The organism is uncultured Anaerococcus sp., assembly GCF_963510575.1.
Taxonomy (GTDB): Bacteria; Bacillota; Clostridia; order Tissierellales; family Peptoniphilaceae; genus Anaerococcus.
In genome coordinates this window covers 1-14,652 of the sequence record NZ_CAUPFR010000034.1, presented here as the reverse complement: position 1 = coordinate 14,652, position 14,652 = coordinate 1, and the positions used below count along the sequence as shown (strand labels likewise).

Genomic DNA, 14,652 nt, shown 5'->3' with positions numbered 1-14,652 from the left:
TGTATTCTACAGTATCCGAAACGCCTTTTTTAGTCAAATATACAATGACATTATCATCGACAAGCTGGAGATAATCCCTATCTCCAGTGATAAGGACAGCCTCATCGCCAGCTTCCTTTGCCATCCTAGCATAAGTGCCAACTATATCATCAGCCTCAAAACCATCAAGGTCAGTGTACTTAACCCCCATAGAATCAAGGACGTCCTTTAAAATCCCAAACTGGTAGGAAAGCTCGTTTGGAGTCTTATCTCTATTAGCCTTATAGTCCTTATACTCCTCATTTCTAAAAGTCTTAGATGACCTGTCAAAAGCCACAAGGACATAATCTGGTTTATATTTATCAAAAGCGTTCCTATACATGGTCAAAAAACCATAAACGCCATTAGTCATAACTCCGTCATTGTTGGAAAGGTTTGGCAGGGCAAAAAAAGCCCTAAAGATCAAACTCGACCCATCAATTAACATAACAGTTTTCTTCATTATATCTCCTTAACTATTAAAATAGTTTTAAAACACTATCCTACCTTATAGTATAACTTATATTGGAAAATTTTTAAAGAAAAAAAGGAAACATCTACGAATGTTTCCATAAAAATAATTATTAATCTTTAAACTTTTTCTCTATCTTATCAATATAATCAGTATCTACCCATTCTTCAGAATATCCGCAATCCGCACAAAGATACCTATCAACAGGAACTGCGGACTTTATAGTCATACCAACCATAATATTATTACCAGAACCATAGGCTCCAGCATGACCAGGTATTTTGATAATATCACTTGACCCACACTTTGGACATTTATTAGAATTTTTCATAAAATCCTCCTGAGTAAATGATACTAGAAAGAATTTTTCTTTCAAATTATTATAAAAAGTGAGAAATATTGGAAATATATAACACTAGTAGTATAATAAACTTGAGTAAAAGGTATACAGAATCCATGAGGTTCACAAAAAAAGCAAGGGAAAGAGCCTTGCTTTTTTCTTTGGGTTAGTTATCACTGTTTAAATATCTATCTAACCACTTGATAACGTAGTGAGTAGTTACGTTAACCACGATAGATAATAGAAAGGTATACACTTTATCCATTAAGTTCACCTCCTAACTGCTATCAGTATAGGTGTGATAACAAGTTTATTATAACATATTAAAAATCCTTATAAAAATTAAATTCACAAACATAAAATCAGACTTTTATACATATTAAAGCAGACTTTGAAGAGGTCATAAAGCAGGCTTTGTGAGGGGTACCAAAGCAGGCTTTAAAGATAATAATATAAATATTAATAATATAAAGTTAATAAGGATTCCACACAAAATTACTTATAATTATTTTAACAATCAGTAAATTCTCCGTTGGTAACTTGCTGGTAACATTAAATATAATTTTTTTCCACCAATTTTTAACAAAACCTTAATTTTCCTATAAAAAAAGCGCTGGCTATACCAACGCTTTTTCTGTTTGGTGCCGGTGGTGGGACTCGAACCCACACGCCCCGGAGGACAACAGATTTTGAGTCTATCTCGTCTGCCAGTTCCGACACACCGGCATAAAATTGCTTACCAAGTTATTATATCACATTTTATACCGAATGTAAATTTATTTTGCTTTTATTTTTCTATTTTGATATGAATTGTATATTTTTATTGATAAAATCCCTATTAAAATCCCAAATACAACCCCTGCTAGGACGTCTGTTGGGAAGTGGACGTAGAGGTATAGCCTTGAGAAGGCTATTAAGATTGCCAAAATATCCGTAAATACAACTAAAGCTTTGTTTTTATTTAGCCTTGTGATTATGGTTGCAAAGGTGAAGGCGTAGGATGTGTGGCCTGATGGGAAGGAGTTGTCTGATAGTTTGTGGACTAAGAGATTTGTGAAATTTGCCACTTCATAGGGTCTTGGCCTTGCTACTAAATTTTTTACTAAGATGTTTACTAGTAAAATATTTAGGGCAAAGGCTATTATCATTATCTTTCCTTGGTCTTTTAACTCTTTGGCTGCTAGAAATATAAAGATAAAGGCTATCCAAATTATAGAAAGATTGCCGACTGATGATATTGTGACCATGAATTTGTCCATGGGTGTTGTTCTCATAGTTTGTATAGCATTTAGAATTCTTAATTCAAAATTGACCATCATTCTACTCCTGTGTTTGCTATATCTAGGGTCATGTCGTGAGCTTTTTTTATTCTTGCTCTTTGGTTTTCATTTACCTGATTGTAGTATTTGCCTCCTTCAAGGAAGTCTTCTGTTAAATAATTTCTGATGTTGGCTCCGTATTCGTTGTAGACTGTTCCTACCCATATTGGGTGGAAGGTTACATCTGCAATTTTTTTATTGCCACTTGTTAAATCTTTTTCTAAGTCTATTTCTAGGCCTAGGGATTGTTCAACTCTGATGTCCTTGTTGTATTCTAAGTTTTGGTAGGAGATAAAGTTGCCTAAGGCGTAAGCTATAAGGCCCTTTCTACCGTCGCTTGTCTTGTATATTTCAACTGGTTCTACTACGTGTGGATGGTTACCTATTACTAGGTCTGCTCCCCATTCTACCATTTTCCTGCCGAGTTCTACCTGGGCCTTGCTTGGCATGGATTGATATTCTATGCCCCAATGTGGATAGACTACTATAAAGTCTGCGCCCTGGGCCTTGGCGATTCCTATATCTTTTTTTATTTGTTCTTCATCTGTTAGATAGGCTATATTGTCAACTTCTTCTCGTGGAGCTACTAGATTTTCCTTGCCATTGCACCCATAGGTATAGGCTAGGAAGGCAAATTTTATGCCATTTACTTCCTTTTGCAAAATCCTATCTGACTTATCTTTGAAGGTGCCTACATTATCTAAACCTGCTGCTTTTACTGCATCTATGGTTGTTAGGACCCCTTCTAATTCTGTATCCATGGAGTGGTTGTTGGCGGTGGATAATATGTCAAAACCACAGTCTTTTATGTCTTTGAGGTAGGCTGCTGGCACGTTAAATCTTGGAAATCCAGCGTAGGGTTGGTTGGGATTTGATGTTGTCTCAAAATTTCCAATGGCTATATCAGAATCTTTTACAAAATCTTTTATATAGGTAAATTGTTCAGAAAAATCATATTTTCCGCCACCCTTGTTGTAGGCATATTCAATTTGACCCATGTGTGCCATTATATCACCAAATGCCTTTAATTTTACTTTTTTAATAACTGGTTTCTTCTTTACTTCCTTAGCAACTTCTTTCCTGGCTTTTTCTTCTATTTCTTCTTTCTTGGCTACTTTTTTATTTTTTTGGTTTTTCTTTTCTTCTGCCAGACGTTTTTCTTCTTCCTTGGTCTGGTTGTAATTGTCTAATCTTGTTATTAAATCTGTTACACTGTTGATTTTACTATCTTGATTGTCTTTATTATTTGAACAAGCCTGTAGACCCATGGCCATGACAAGGCTTAAAAATATTAATATGTATTTTTTCTTCATAAACGCTCCTTACTAATATATTTTATACTATTTCAGAAAATTATTCATCTTTTCTTGTAAAAGAATGAAAGATTCTCTAAAAATCATATAATTAATAGGATAAAAGGAGTGTATATGAGTTTTAATGACCAATTTGATTTAGAAATAAGAGAAATTGACGAAAATAATTTGATTTTAAGGTGCAAGATGAAGGAGGATTTTCTTAATGAAATAAACGCAATCCACGGTGGGGTTTTGATGACCCTGGCTGATGATGCTTCTGGCTTTATAGCCTCTGCCAAAAAATATACTGCCCCTACCCTTTCTATGACCACCAACTTTTTAAGACCCCTTATGGATACAGAATATATCTATGCCAAGGCTAAAGTAATCAAAAGAGGGTCGAGGATAATAACTGTAGACTGCGAAGTTTATGGAGATGACGAAAAAATTTGCGCTGTAACTAGGGCTGAGTTTGCTATTTTAGGTAAAAAAATAAAACCCTCTGCATCGGCTGAATTAGCCTATACAAAGGGAAAGTACAAGACTTTTTAATTAGAAGGAATTTTTTAAGTATAGATAGCAACCTTGCCAAAAGGACTATCAAATACCTTTATATCTGTTTCAAAAATTTCTGATAGGGTTTTGGAGTCCATAACTTCATCCACCCTACCTTGGAGGATGACTTGGCCATTTTTCATAGCTAAAATCCTATCAGAAAATCCAGCAGCAAAGTTTATATCATGGATAACCAAAAGAATTGTCCTGCCAAGCTCATCACAGGCCTTTCTTAGGTATTTCATCATAGAAACTGACCTTGCTACGTCTAAATTATTTAGGGGTTCGTCTAAGAGAACGTATTTGGTATCTTGGGCCAAAACCATGGCTACATAGGCTCTTTGCCTCTGCCCACCTGATAATTCGTCCAAATACCTATTTTCAAGTCCCCTTAGTTCTAAAAATCCTATATATTTTTCAATTATTTCCATATCTTCTTTGGTAAGTCTACCTTTTGAATAAGGATACCTTCCAAAGGAAACTAGCTGTTTGACTGTAAGTTTTGAGGTAAAATTATTTTCTTGCCTTAAAATCGAAAGATTTTTTGCCAAGACTTCGCTCGAACAAGAGCAAACATCCATATCCCCAACACTTATCCTACCAGCATCCATTTCCAGTAGCCTACCTATCATTAGGAGAGTTGTTGACTTGCCTGCCCCATTTGGTCCTATAATGGAATTTAAGCCACCATCCTCGATTTCTAGGTTTATTGGCCCGATTTGTGACTCTGAGCTATATTTTTTTACAACATTTTCTAATTTTATCATTCTTTTCTCCTCCTAAAAATCATATAAAGGAAGTACAAACCTCCTAGCAATTCGATCAAAATTGATACAACTCCGTTGGCGTTGAAAACATGATTCATCACAAAGTAAGCCAAAGTCATTATGAAATATGCCAAAAAAAGTGCCATCAAAAATAAATATTTGTGGTCATAGGTATTGGCAAATTCATAACAAAGAGTGACTGTTAAAAATCCAAAAAAATTCATCGGACCTATGAGGGCTGTTGAGACACTCATCAAAATACTTACCCCGATTAAGGCATAAATTATAGATTTCTTGTGGTTTAATCCTAAATTACGGCTAACTCCTCCGCCCAAGGCCAAAACATTAAGTTTGCTTGATTCTAGGAAAATTATCCCACCAACAAGTCCCACCAAAATTATAGATATCAAAAAATATGAGGAATTAGAATTATTTACAGATGCAAATAGCTTTGCCTGCAAAACATCAAATTCTGATGGTGATAACAACCTTCTCATAAAGGCAGATATGGACCTAAGGCCCTGGCCCATAATAATTCCAACCAAAAGCAGGAAGTCTATGTTCCTGTCTTTTTTTAGGAGAGTTGAAAACAAGATTAAGGTCACCACAACCATGATTCCTATTTGGCTAAGGTAATAAGTCATACCAGAAAGAGCCATAAAGGCATTGACTCCTAGAAAATACATGGTTGATGTATTTATAGTTGAGTAAATCGCCTCAAAACCCAAAAGAGATGGTGTTATTACCTTATTATTTGTTACAGTCTGAAAAACCAAAGTCGCAAGAGCCTGGCAGGTAGCTGCTATAAGCATGGCTATAATGGCATTTTCCCTTCTCCTTACAACTGGCAAAAAGGATGGAGAATCAATCGGTACAGGATTGTTATACACAAGGAGGCCAAAAATATTTAACAAAGTCAAACCAATAAGGATTGACAAAATTATAAAATATTTTTTCTTTTCTTTTTTTGATCTGAAGGAAATTTCTTTCATCTCTTCCCTCCTTTAGAAAATAAAATTATCAAAAATCCAATAGCACCAATAGAGCCTAGAATTAGTGAAACCGGCACTTCAAAGGGCGCGATAATAGTCCTGCCTATAATGTCTGCAACCATAATGATAGCCATGGCTAAAAGACAGGTATAAGGGAGATTTTCCCTAAGATGGTCTCCCCTATACATGGATACTAAATTTGGAACTAAGATACCAAGAAAAGGCACATTTCCAACAACTGAACCTACCAAACCCGTTGCTATAGAAATCAAAACATTAGAGTAAAGTATGATTCTTTTATAATTTAAACCCAAATTTGTAGCCACATCTTCACCAAGACCAGCGAGGGTAAGTTGGTCGGCGTAGATGTAGATGGCAATGGTGATTAAAATTATAAAGTAAAGATACTCATACCTACCTTTTTGCATAGGCGCAAAAGAACCAGCAAACCACACTTCTAAAGACTGGGTCATGTTAAATTCCAAAGCAACAAATGTCGATAAAGCAGAAACAACTGCCCCCATCATAATTCCTAAAACTGGTACGAAGAGTGATGATTTAAGCTTTATATTTCTTAAAAGAAGGAAAAAGATCATCGAACCAATAAAAGAGAATACGATGGCGGCACTTGTTCTTAAGAGCAAACTGGCTGAAGGGACGAGGATGTAGGCAAATATCAAGCCCAGACCTGCCCATTCGATTGTGCCAGTTGTTGTTGGCTCTACCAACTTGTTTTGTGTTATAAGCTGCATTACTATGCCCGACATAGACATGGCAGCCCCTGTTAGCATCAGGCTTAGGGTTCTTGGTATCCTAGTAATAAATATCATCTTCCACCCCTCGTGGTTATCCCTTAATGAATAGGCTCCAGTTAGGATGGATATTGTTGCTAAAATTAAAACTAGGATTATAAGAAGTATTAGGGATATATTTATTTTCCTAGAGCTTTGTCCTGCCTTCATTATTTAACAAATAAGTCTGCTAGGCCTTCAAAAATCTTGATGAAGGTTTGTGGTGATTCGTTTGTGTAGGTGTCTGCTGGTGCATAGTAGATTGCTGATTTTTTAATAGCTTCTGTTGCCTTTAGAGCTTCGGAACCTTCTATTACGTCAGATGCTGGTGTTGATTCTTCCCCATCTTTTGTCACAGCTGCATCCCTATCTAAGACAAGAAGGTAAGCTGGATTTGCTTGGGCAATTGATTCTACAGAAATATCATCTCCCTTATGGTCGCTTGATGTATTTGTAACTTCGATTGCTGGTTTTAGGCCAAGTACGTCATAAAGTGGTCCCCAAACTCTGCCATATTTAGGGGCAGAATAACCAATTTCTCCACCTGAAACTACTACAGATACAACTGATCCACCCTTGTAGGCTTCTTTTGCCTTGGCTATAGAATCATCAAGTTTTATCTTTAATTCTTCGGCCTCGTCTTCCTTGTCGAAAATCTTTCCTAGACTGTCAACAGAGTCCTTCAAACCATTTATTAAATTTTCTCCAGGATTTTCTGCTTCTTCGCTTACATCCCAGTTAAGATCTATAACATCAGCGTTTGGACAAAGTTTTTTAAGCTCATCTGTGTATTTACCAAATCTTTGACCAACTATAATAAGGTCTGGATCAGCTGCTGCAAGAGCTTCTAGATTTGGTTCCTTGTGGTTGCCAATATCTGCAATAGAATCATCTTTTTTATATTCACTTGTAGCAGGCATTATTGGTTTTGGAGCAGCTACCAATTTAATTCCCCAGTCTTGGAGGGTTTCAAAAGTCCTATTGTCAAGGGCTACAACCTTCTTAGGATTTTTCTTAACTTCGACTTCACCTGTTAAATCCTTGATAGTTACTTTTTCATCAGAAACCTCTTCGCCCTTATCCTTCTCATCTGCCTTAGTTTCAGCAGCTTGTTCAACCTGACTTTCAGCCTTATCTTCTATGTCCTTTGCCGCTTCTTTATTGCAAGCAGTAAGAGTAAGTGATGCTAAAAGCATAGCTATAATTAATTTATTTTTCATAAATAACTCCTTTAATAATAATTATCGTTATCATATATCCTATCATATAAAAAATTTAAAGTCAAATTTTTGATAATAATAATTATTATCTAATAAACAAAAATTGTTTTACCTCCATAAATTAGTATAGTCCTAATAGGAATTACTATGAGAAAAATTTTATTTATTATTAACTCAAAGGCTGGTAAGACAGAATTTGACATAAAAAAAGAAGATATAGAAAAAACTTTTATGAAAGCAGGAAGGCTCGATGAGATAGAAGTCGTAAATACCAGGTATAAAAACCACACCAAGTTTTTGATAGATGCCTTTGATTCCCTAGCTTATGACGAAAAAATTGTTATAATCTGTGGTGGAGATGGGTCTTTAAACGAACTTGTCAATGTCGCCTACGGCAAAAACATGACCCTAGGTCTCATCCCAACTGGCACAGGCAATGACTTTGCCAAAAACTTTTCCTACGAAACTTTTAGCTTGGATTCACTATTGGATTTTAAAACAAAAAAAATTGACCTAATCAAGGTCAATGATTTTTATTCTATAAATGTGACAAGTCTTGGCTTTGATACCCAGGTTTTAAAAAGAGCCTACGACTATTTAGACAAAAATCCTAAACTCGGCAAAGCTGCCTATACCAAGGCCACAATTAGGAGCCTAACAAATTTATCCTATGAAAACCTAACTTTCGACCTTAAATTAGCTGATGGGTCAAATTTTCAAATCAAGGGAGAATTTCTAATCTCCGCCCTTTGCAACGGCGCCTTTTATGGATCTGGTTTTAACCCTGCCCCAGAGGCAAGGATTGACGATGGAATCCTAAACCTAATCCTAGCCTACAAAATCCCCCTAATCAAGCTCCCATCTATGATCCTAAAATACAAAAAAGGTCTCCACCAAACCAGCAAATACTTAAGGGAAATCAAGGTGAAATCTGGTACAATCAGGTCTAACAAGACCTTTATTGGCAATGCCGATGGGGAAATCTTTGAAACAAAGGAAATCAAATTCCAAGTCTTGCCTAAAGCCCTAAATTGGATTGTCTTTGACGAATAATTTTTATATTAGATTGCAAACAAAAAAACTGACCCTTTTCCCATGAGGAAATAGAGCCAGTTTTTCTTTTTATTCAATTTTCAAAAAACTTACACCATAAACACAAGGCCCTGAATGAGTTCCCAAAACCGCTGTAACCGGGCCTTCAAAATAAAGCTCGGCTCCTTCTATAAGATCAGCTAGTTTTTCCTTAAGGTCTATTATATCTTCCTTATCATTTCCATAGACCAAGGCTAAATAATATTTTTCTGCCTTTGCCAAGGCTTTTTTTGTCTCCTCTACTATAAAATTTAGGGCTCTCTTCTTACCCATAAGGGACTTGTAATTTGCAATTTTCCCCATATCATCAATAGTCAAGATAGGGTTAATCCTCAAAGTCCCACCGATTAGTCCTTCAATACTACTCAACCTACCACCCCTTATTAGGTATTTTAGGTCACTAACACTTGCAATTAACCTTGTGTCCTTGATTTTTTCCCTTATTTTTTGCTCTAATTCATCAAGATCAAGACCCAAGTCCACAAGACTCTTTGCATATTTAACCAAAAGACCCTCGGAAATTGTAATATTTAAAGTATCAATGAGGATATATTCCATATCCTGGCTCTCTAAGGCAAGTCTCATCGCATTATAAGAACCTGATAGGGTGTGAGATACTGCAAGAGCAAGGATTTTTGTATAACCAGCCTCCCATATCATTTTCATTTTTTCCCTAAAATCTTCTATAGATGGGGCTGAAGTATAGGGTTTTTCATCTTCAATCCTTTCAAAAAGTTCACTTGGGCTTATTTCAACCAAATCTTTTTTCGATTCATTTTCAAAATTCACATACAAGGGTACTACAAAAATCCCCTCACTTATGTTTTCTCCTATATTACTTGCAGAATCTGTTAATATTGCAATCTTTTCCATATTTATTCCTTTACTTTTTTATATTTGCACGTTTATAACATGCAATGGATATATTAAATTTATTCATCTAGTTTTCATAACTAGATGTTATTATTCTATCTCCATTAAAAGTATTGTCAAGAAATATAAATCTTCCATTATCGGGTATTTGTTATATTTCAAACTTATCCTCTAAATCAAGTGCTTTTATTTATGATTTTTTTATAAAAAAATACCAACCTGGTCATTTTTGACTTAGTTGGTATTTTAGGTTAATATTTTTTCCTTATAGCCATATACAATGTAGATGAAACTAGGGTTAAGGCTGAATATAAGCCTAAACTAGGATCTACGCCTGTTTTTGGGTTTTTTGTAGGATTTACTAGAAGATTTTCTTTGATAGTAGAATCCTCTACCTGGTTTTCTAAAACTTTATAGTCAGTTTTTCCTTCAGAAACTTCTGCTTTTACTTCAGGAATTTCTGGTTTTACTTCAGGAATCTCTGGTTTTTCTTCAGGAATTTCTGGTTTAACTTCAGGAAACTCTGGTTTTTCCTCTGGTTCGTCCGGTTGACATCCAGGTTCTTCTGGCTTTTCAGGTTCCTCTGGTTCGTCAGGGTGACATCCAGGTTCTTCTTGCTTTTCAGGTTCTTCTGGTTCATCCGGTTGACATCCAGGTTCTTCTGGTTTTTCTGGTTTAGATTTTTTCTTAACTGTTATTTTAGCATTTTTTGTAACCTTAGAACCATTTTTATCAGTTAAAGTATATTTAACATGGTAAATTCCAGGCTTATTAAAGTCAAAACTACCTTTATCAATCTCAACCTTGTCAGCAAGCTTGTCACCATCTTCCAAATCATAAGCCTTAGTTATCAAATCCTTCGGATCTAGGTTTTGGCCTTCCTCAATCTCAGCATCCTTCACTTCAAGCTCTGGAATTTTATTCCATTTTGCTTTGAAAAGGTGGTTGTCAGTAAGTTTATACTTTTCAGAAGGTTTTACAGCTGGTTCTTCCCAGTGTAAGAAATCATAATCTTGCCTGTTTCGCCCTGCTATAATAGTGATTTCCTTATCTTTTTCCTTCCTCTCTTGCTTAAGCTCTGTACCATCGGCAAATTTTCCACCATTTGCATCATAAGATACCAAGACATTAGAATTTTGATAATTTATATCGTAATTATTCAAAAGACTGGAAGGTAGTTTTTTATCATGATCTGTATCTGATTTTGGGTCAAAGTTTAGATTTTTAAAATCTTTATAATTTTCAGGAGCTAAATACAAACCAGCTCTCGCTAAATTTCCCTTAAAGAAACTTGTGTTATCTAGACTAAGGTTTTTGTAACTTTCGGCCTTTGCTGGATCCTTATAGTAAAGGTTTGCAGTGAAAATTGCTCCACCCATACCAGCCTTGTTGTTGATGAATTTTGTATTTTGACTAATATTTACTTTTGCACCTTCAAAAACATAAAGTCCGCCACCTAGATGCTTTTCTTGATGATCACCTTCGCCAGTATCGTTGCCATTAAATTCACTTTCCTTAATATCAGCGGTACCAGCTCCAACTACTAAACCAGCCCCACTAGGGCTTGAATTAACTTTAATAGTTGTTTTGTTTAGGCTAAGGCTTGTACCATTTAAAAATAAAATACCTCCACCAACTTCTGCAGCCTGGTTAGCTTCTATTGTGGTTTCACCAATGCTTAAGTTTCCACCCATAGCAAAGATACCACCACCTCGGTTAGATTTGTTTCTACTAATGTTACTCTTAGTCACAGTGTAAGTCTTATCTTTAGCAAATAATAAAGCTCCTCCATAACGACTAGCTAAATTATCCTCAAAATCACTAGCATTGATTTCGGCCCCACCTTGTAGGTAAAGGGCACCCCCGTCTTTTTGTGCCTTATTCTCTTTAAATGTGACCTCATCTAAGCTTAACTTCTGAGATACAAAAACTGCCCCTCCATAATTTGCTTGATTTCCAGAAAAGGAAGTCTTTGCTATATTTAGGCCATTTAAAGAATAAATGGCTCCACCTGTACTGGCTTGGTTTTTCTCAAAAGTCGCATTTTCTATACTTGCTTTTGCATCTGCACCAATTATAATAGCACCACCAGTCTTCTTAGCCTTGTTGTTTACAAATTTACCTCCGGTAATATTTAACTCACCGTAGGCTGCTAAGAAACCGCCATCGCTTGTCTTTGATTCATTATTTGAAAAAGTACCCCCACTAATATTGACAGTTGTACCATTATAGGCTTGGATTACTCCACCTTTCGTATTAGAACTATTATCCTTGATAGTTGCTCCCTCTAAGATATTAAGAGTTCCACCTGTCATATATATAGCAGGGCCGTCCTCCTTATCTGTATCAACGAAATTTTGTATAGTCGCACCATTTCCAATAGTTACAATGCCATTATTAGATATAAATAGACACTGACTTTTATTATTGCCATCTAAGGTGATATTATCAATTGTAAGCTCAGAATTATTTTGTATGCCAAGAAGCCCCCAGTCATGGTCTCTTGTTAATTTATAGTGACCTCCTGGTGCAGATGTTAGTCTAAACTTATTGTTAGACCTATAGTAGTCTCCCATTTCATCAGCACCTACAGTTACATCCTTATTTACATATATTGTGTACCTATTTCCATCGTCACTTACACCCATTGCTTTGACAGCTTCATAGAATTTATCAAATTCACCGACAAGGGTTTCTTCAGTTTCTCCTGCCCCTTTCTTTTTTACAGTAAAGGTTTTAGATGGTTGAGATGGATCAGATACTAGTTGAGGAGTCATTTCCTTACCAAGGTCTAAGGCCTCCTCATTATCACCTTCATTTTCATTATTTTCTAAATTAGCTGAAGGATTTTCTGCTTGATTTTCAGCATTTTCCTGGTTAGCAAGAGGATTTTCACCTTGGTTTTCACCATTTTCCTGGTTTGCAAGAGGATTTTCTTCTTGGTTTTCAACTTTATCCTGGCTTGCAGGAGGATTTTCTTGCTTATTCTGAGAATTTTCATCCCCGACTTTTTCAGGTTCAGTTTTTTTCTCTGAAACTTCTTTTGGGTCAGATTTTTGGACAGCATCTTGGTTTTTATCTGCCTTCCTATCGGCCGATGGGTCTTCGTTTTTTAATTCGCTTGAATTTTTAATTGGTTCGGCACTTTCAACCCTAGTATCTACCGAATCTTGGACTGGTCCATCAGCATAAATCTTGGGCGATCCAAAGGCCATAATAAGCGTAAAAATCAAAATACCAACTAGGTTCGTCCTAGTTTTTCTTAAATACTTCACATTTTCCTTTCTCCTTTCTTTGTATTTTCAATCATTATATGGTTTTTAAAAATATTTTCCATTTATTTTTTATATATTATTAATATTTTGTTATTATACAAAAAATATTATTGCATAAAAAAGGGGCTGTTGCAAATTGTGAATAATTATCGTCCCATCACCATCAGGTTCTCTCTCAAAGTTTGCCTCTTTCGGCCAGCGAGCCACTTTTAGCTCACCGGCTCAAGGAGGTGAAACTTCACGAAAAAAAGCCCGTCGGCTCGTTGAGACCTCATGATGATATTGGAACGATTTATTCATTGTGCAACAGCCCCTTATAAATTTAATACATTTTTGCCCCAGCAGGAATCCCGTTTGATAGGATAACTAGATTTGGTTTTCCTTCTATGTTTTTCATTTTCTTATTTCCTTTCATTTTATATCAAATAAAAAAACATTAAACCGATTTGATTTACTGTTTTTTATATGCTGATAATTTATTTTCCAGTCTTCTTGTACAATGCCATATAAAAGGTAAATAATTCAAGCACTTTTATACAAATAATTCGCCTTATTTGCGTCTTCTTTTTTTGAATTTATCTATTAAAGTCATAAATAAAAAATCATAAACTATATATAGTATAAATCCTATTATTTCTCCAATTGGCTTTGGAAGTCCAAAATAACTGGCAGTTATAGCAATCGCAAAAATACACGTAATGACTATAATTTGAATTATTAGAGACACTATTTTACCCATTAGACTGCCTTAACATCATCAATTGAAGAAACGAAATAAAAAAAATAAGTGCTATTGTATAATCTCTTACTCTAAAAAAGAAGTACATTGAGGACAAAAACGCCGATAATCTAGCTATTATCAATAGTATATTTCTGAACTTTTCTAATCTACTTTTACGCATCATAAAGCCTCCAAACTCTCTGACAATTATCTATTGCAAGGTTTAATGCAGTAACTTCAACAATGGCTACACCTGCCGCGGTAGCAGCTTCACCCGCTGTCAAACCAGCATATAAATATGTCAAAACCGCCTATAAAACTATTGCACTACCTGCGGCTAAAACCGCTAATTTTGTCTAAAAACAACAAGTAGCAGGATGATACTAACAATCAAACATACGCCAAATTTCATCCACATTACCATTGGCGAAACACTCCATTCAGGATGATTTGCCGCTGCTATATAATCTTTAACTAACAAATATGTCCCGATAATAGCAGGAATTAAAGAACCGAAAACTTTTGCTACAACTTTTAAGTTCATATAGGATCCTCCTCCATTTTACTAAATATAGTCATATAATCCCTAACAACAATTACGACTATGACATTTATATGTTCCTTATCAGTCCAAATCAAAAATCTGATACATACAAACCCTTAAAGCATTTGCTATATCCTTAGCAGTTTTAAGGCTCGGAATAGTTTTCCCTGTTTCTATTTTGTTTATACTTGTCCTTGATATACCTACTTATTTCCCAAGTCTATGTTGTGATAAACCTAGAGGTTTTCGGTATTTATCGATTCTATTTTCCATTATATCACCTTTCTTTGGTTAACTAAAGTTTAACATAATTTAATTTGAATATCAATAATTTTCATATTTTTTCATTACTTTTTCTAATTTGTCATTATATAATAT

Annotated in this window: 13 protein-coding genes, 1 tRNA gene and 1 pseudogene; 2 read left to right on the top strand and 13 right to left on the bottom strand. The window is 35.2% G+C overall.

The genetic code is table 11. The annotated features are described in order from the left end of the window. From RQ907_RS04000 to RQ907_RS03980, 5 genes and pseudogenes are all read right to left on the bottom strand, one after another. Positions 1-481: pseudogene (locus RQ907_RS04000) on the bottom strand (DNA polymerase I); the annotation flags it as partial. A 121-nt stretch (positions 482-602) separates the two neighbouring features. Continuing rightward, the gene (locus RQ907_RS03995) at positions 603-821 is read right to left on the bottom strand and encodes a hypothetical protein (RefSeq protein ID WP_311492104.1); all 219 of its coding nucleotides are present in this window, start codon (positions 819-821) and stop codon (positions 603-605) included. A 648-nt stretch (positions 822-1,469) separates the two neighbouring features. Continuing rightward, positions 1,470-1,556 (bottom strand) — tRNA-Leu (locus RQ907_RS03990). A 50-nt stretch (positions 1,557-1,606) separates the two neighbouring features. Next, positions 1,607-2,149 carry a phosphatase PAP2 family protein gene (locus RQ907_RS03985; protein ID WP_311492103.1) on the bottom strand — a complete coding sequence of 181 codons (543 nt, stop codon included), beginning with the start codon at positions 2,147-2,149 and terminating at the stop codon, positions 1,607-1,609. Next, positions 2,146-3,462, bottom strand: a complete 1,317-nt coding sequence (locus tag RQ907_RS03980; RefSeq protein ID WP_311492102.1) for a CapA family protein — start codon at positions 3,460-3,462, stop codon at positions 2,146-2,148. The genes RQ907_RS03985 and RQ907_RS03980 overlap by 4 nt, the downstream gene beginning before the upstream one ends. A gap of 114 nt (positions 3,463-3,576) precedes the next feature. On the opposite strand from RQ907_RS03980, the gene RQ907_RS03975 reads away from it, so the two are divergent. Then, on the top strand, positions 3,577-3,996 hold the full coding sequence (locus RQ907_RS03975) for a PaaI family thioesterase (RefSeq protein ID WP_311492101.1): 420 nt from the start codon (positions 3,577-3,579) through the stop codon (positions 3,994-3,996). 14 nt (positions 3,997-4,010) lie between these two features. On the opposite strand, the gene RQ907_RS03970 is transcribed toward RQ907_RS03975, so the two are convergent. Genes RQ907_RS03970 through RQ907_RS03955 form a run of 4 tightly spaced genes read right to left on the bottom strand, consistent with a single transcriptional unit; the run spans position 4,011 to position 7,769 of the window. Further along, complete coding sequence (locus RQ907_RS03970) at positions 4,011-4,766, bottom strand: ATP-binding cassette domain-containing protein (RefSeq protein WP_311492100.1); 756 nt, start codon at positions 4,764-4,766, stop codon at positions 4,011-4,013. Further along, on the bottom strand, positions 4,763-5,758 hold the full coding sequence (locus tag RQ907_RS03965) for an iron chelate uptake ABC transporter family permease subunit (protein WP_311492099.1): 996 nt from the start codon (positions 5,756-5,758) through the stop codon (positions 4,763-4,765). The genes RQ907_RS03970 and RQ907_RS03965 overlap by 4 nt, the downstream gene beginning before the upstream one ends. Next, positions 5,755-6,720 (bottom strand): iron chelate uptake ABC transporter family permease subunit, encoded by a 966-nt coding sequence (locus tag RQ907_RS03960; protein WP_311492098.1) that lies wholly within the window; start codon positions 6,718-6,720, stop codon positions 5,755-5,757. The genes RQ907_RS03965 and RQ907_RS03960 overlap by 4 nt, the downstream gene beginning before the upstream one ends. Further along, a complete protein-coding gene (locus RQ907_RS03955; RefSeq protein ID WP_311492097.1) occupies positions 6,720-7,769 on the bottom strand; it encodes an ABC transporter substrate-binding protein in 1,050 nt (349 codons plus the stop codon). Before RQ907_RS03955 ends, RQ907_RS03960 begins: the two co-directional genes overlap by 1 nt. Before the next feature lie 147 nt (positions 7,770-7,916). On the opposite strand from RQ907_RS03955, the gene RQ907_RS03950 reads away from it, so the two are divergent. After that, positions 7,917-8,822: a YegS/Rv2252/BmrU family lipid kinase gene (locus RQ907_RS03950; RefSeq protein WP_311492096.1), complete on the top strand. Its 906-nt coding sequence runs from the start codon at positions 7,917-7,919 to the stop codon at positions 8,820-8,822. A 69-nt stretch (positions 8,823-8,891) separates the two neighbouring features. On the opposite strand, the gene RQ907_RS03945 is transcribed toward RQ907_RS03950, so the two are convergent. The 4 genes from RQ907_RS03945 to RQ907_RS03930 all read right to left on the bottom strand — a co-directional run bounded on the left by RQ907_RS03945 (position 8,892) and on the right by RQ907_RS03930 (position 14,475). After that, positions 8,892-9,734, bottom strand: coding sequence for a DegV family protein (locus tag RQ907_RS03945; protein ID WP_311492095.1), 843 nt, complete (start codon positions 9,732-9,734; stop codon positions 8,892-8,894). Positions 9,735-9,985: 251 nt separating this feature from the next. Then, the gene (locus RQ907_RS03940) at positions 9,986-13,009 is read right to left on the bottom strand and encodes an immunoglobulin-like domain-containing protein (RefSeq protein ID WP_311492094.1); all 3,024 of its coding nucleotides are present in this window, start codon (positions 13,007-13,009) and stop codon (positions 9,986-9,988) included. Positions 13,010-14,076: 1,067 nt separating this feature from the next. Then, entirely contained in the window at positions 14,077-14,274 is a 198-nt protein-coding gene (locus RQ907_RS03935; RefSeq protein ID WP_311492093.1) for a hypothetical protein, read from the bottom strand. A gap of 81 nt (positions 14,275-14,355) precedes the next feature. Then, the gene (locus tag RQ907_RS03930) at positions 14,356-14,475 is read right to left on the bottom strand and encodes a helix-turn-helix transcriptional regulator (protein ID WP_311492105.1); all 120 of its coding nucleotides are present in this window, start codon (positions 14,473-14,475) and stop codon (positions 14,356-14,358) included. Positions 14,476-14,652: the final 177 nt, after the last annotated feature.

Coding starts and splice junctions, on each gene's coding strand:
- RQ907_RS03995 (WP_311492104.1), bottom strand. CDS start 821: ATGAAAAATTCTAATAAATGTCCAAAGTGTGGGTCAAGTGATATTATC.
- RQ907_RS03985 (WP_311492103.1), bottom strand. CDS start 2,149: ATGATGGTCAATTTTGAATTAAGAATTCTAAATGCTATACAAACTATG.
- RQ907_RS03980 (WP_311492102.1), bottom strand. CDS start 3,462: ATGAAGAAAAAATACATATTAATATTTTTAAGCCTTGTCATGGCCATG.
- RQ907_RS03975 (WP_311492101.1), top strand. CDS start 3,577: ATGAGTTTTAATGACCAATTTGATTTAGAAATAAGAGAAATTGACGAA.
- RQ907_RS03970 (WP_311492100.1), bottom strand. CDS start 4,766: ATGATAAAATTAGAAAATGTTGTAAAAAAATATAGCTCAGAGTCACAA.
- RQ907_RS03965 (WP_311492099.1), bottom strand. CDS start 5,758: ATGAAAGAAATTTCCTTCAGATCAAAAAAAGAAAAGAAAAAATATTTT.
- RQ907_RS03960 (WP_311492098.1), bottom strand. CDS start 6,720: ATGAAGGCAGGACAAAGCTCTAGGAAAATAAATATATCCCTAATACTT.
- RQ907_RS03955 (WP_311492097.1), bottom strand. CDS start 7,769: ATGAAAAATAAATTAATTATAGCTATGCTTTTAGCATCACTTACTCTT.
- RQ907_RS03950 (WP_311492096.1), top strand. CDS start 7,917: ATGAGAAAAATTTTATTTATTATTAACTCAAAGGCTGGTAAGACAGAA.
- RQ907_RS03945 (WP_311492095.1), bottom strand. CDS start 9,734: ATGGAAAAGATTGCAATATTAACAGATTCTGCAAGTAATATAGGAGAA.
- RQ907_RS03935 (WP_311492093.1), bottom strand. CDS start 14,274: ATGAACTTAAAAGTTGTAGCAAAAGTTTTCGGTTCTTTAATTCCTGCT.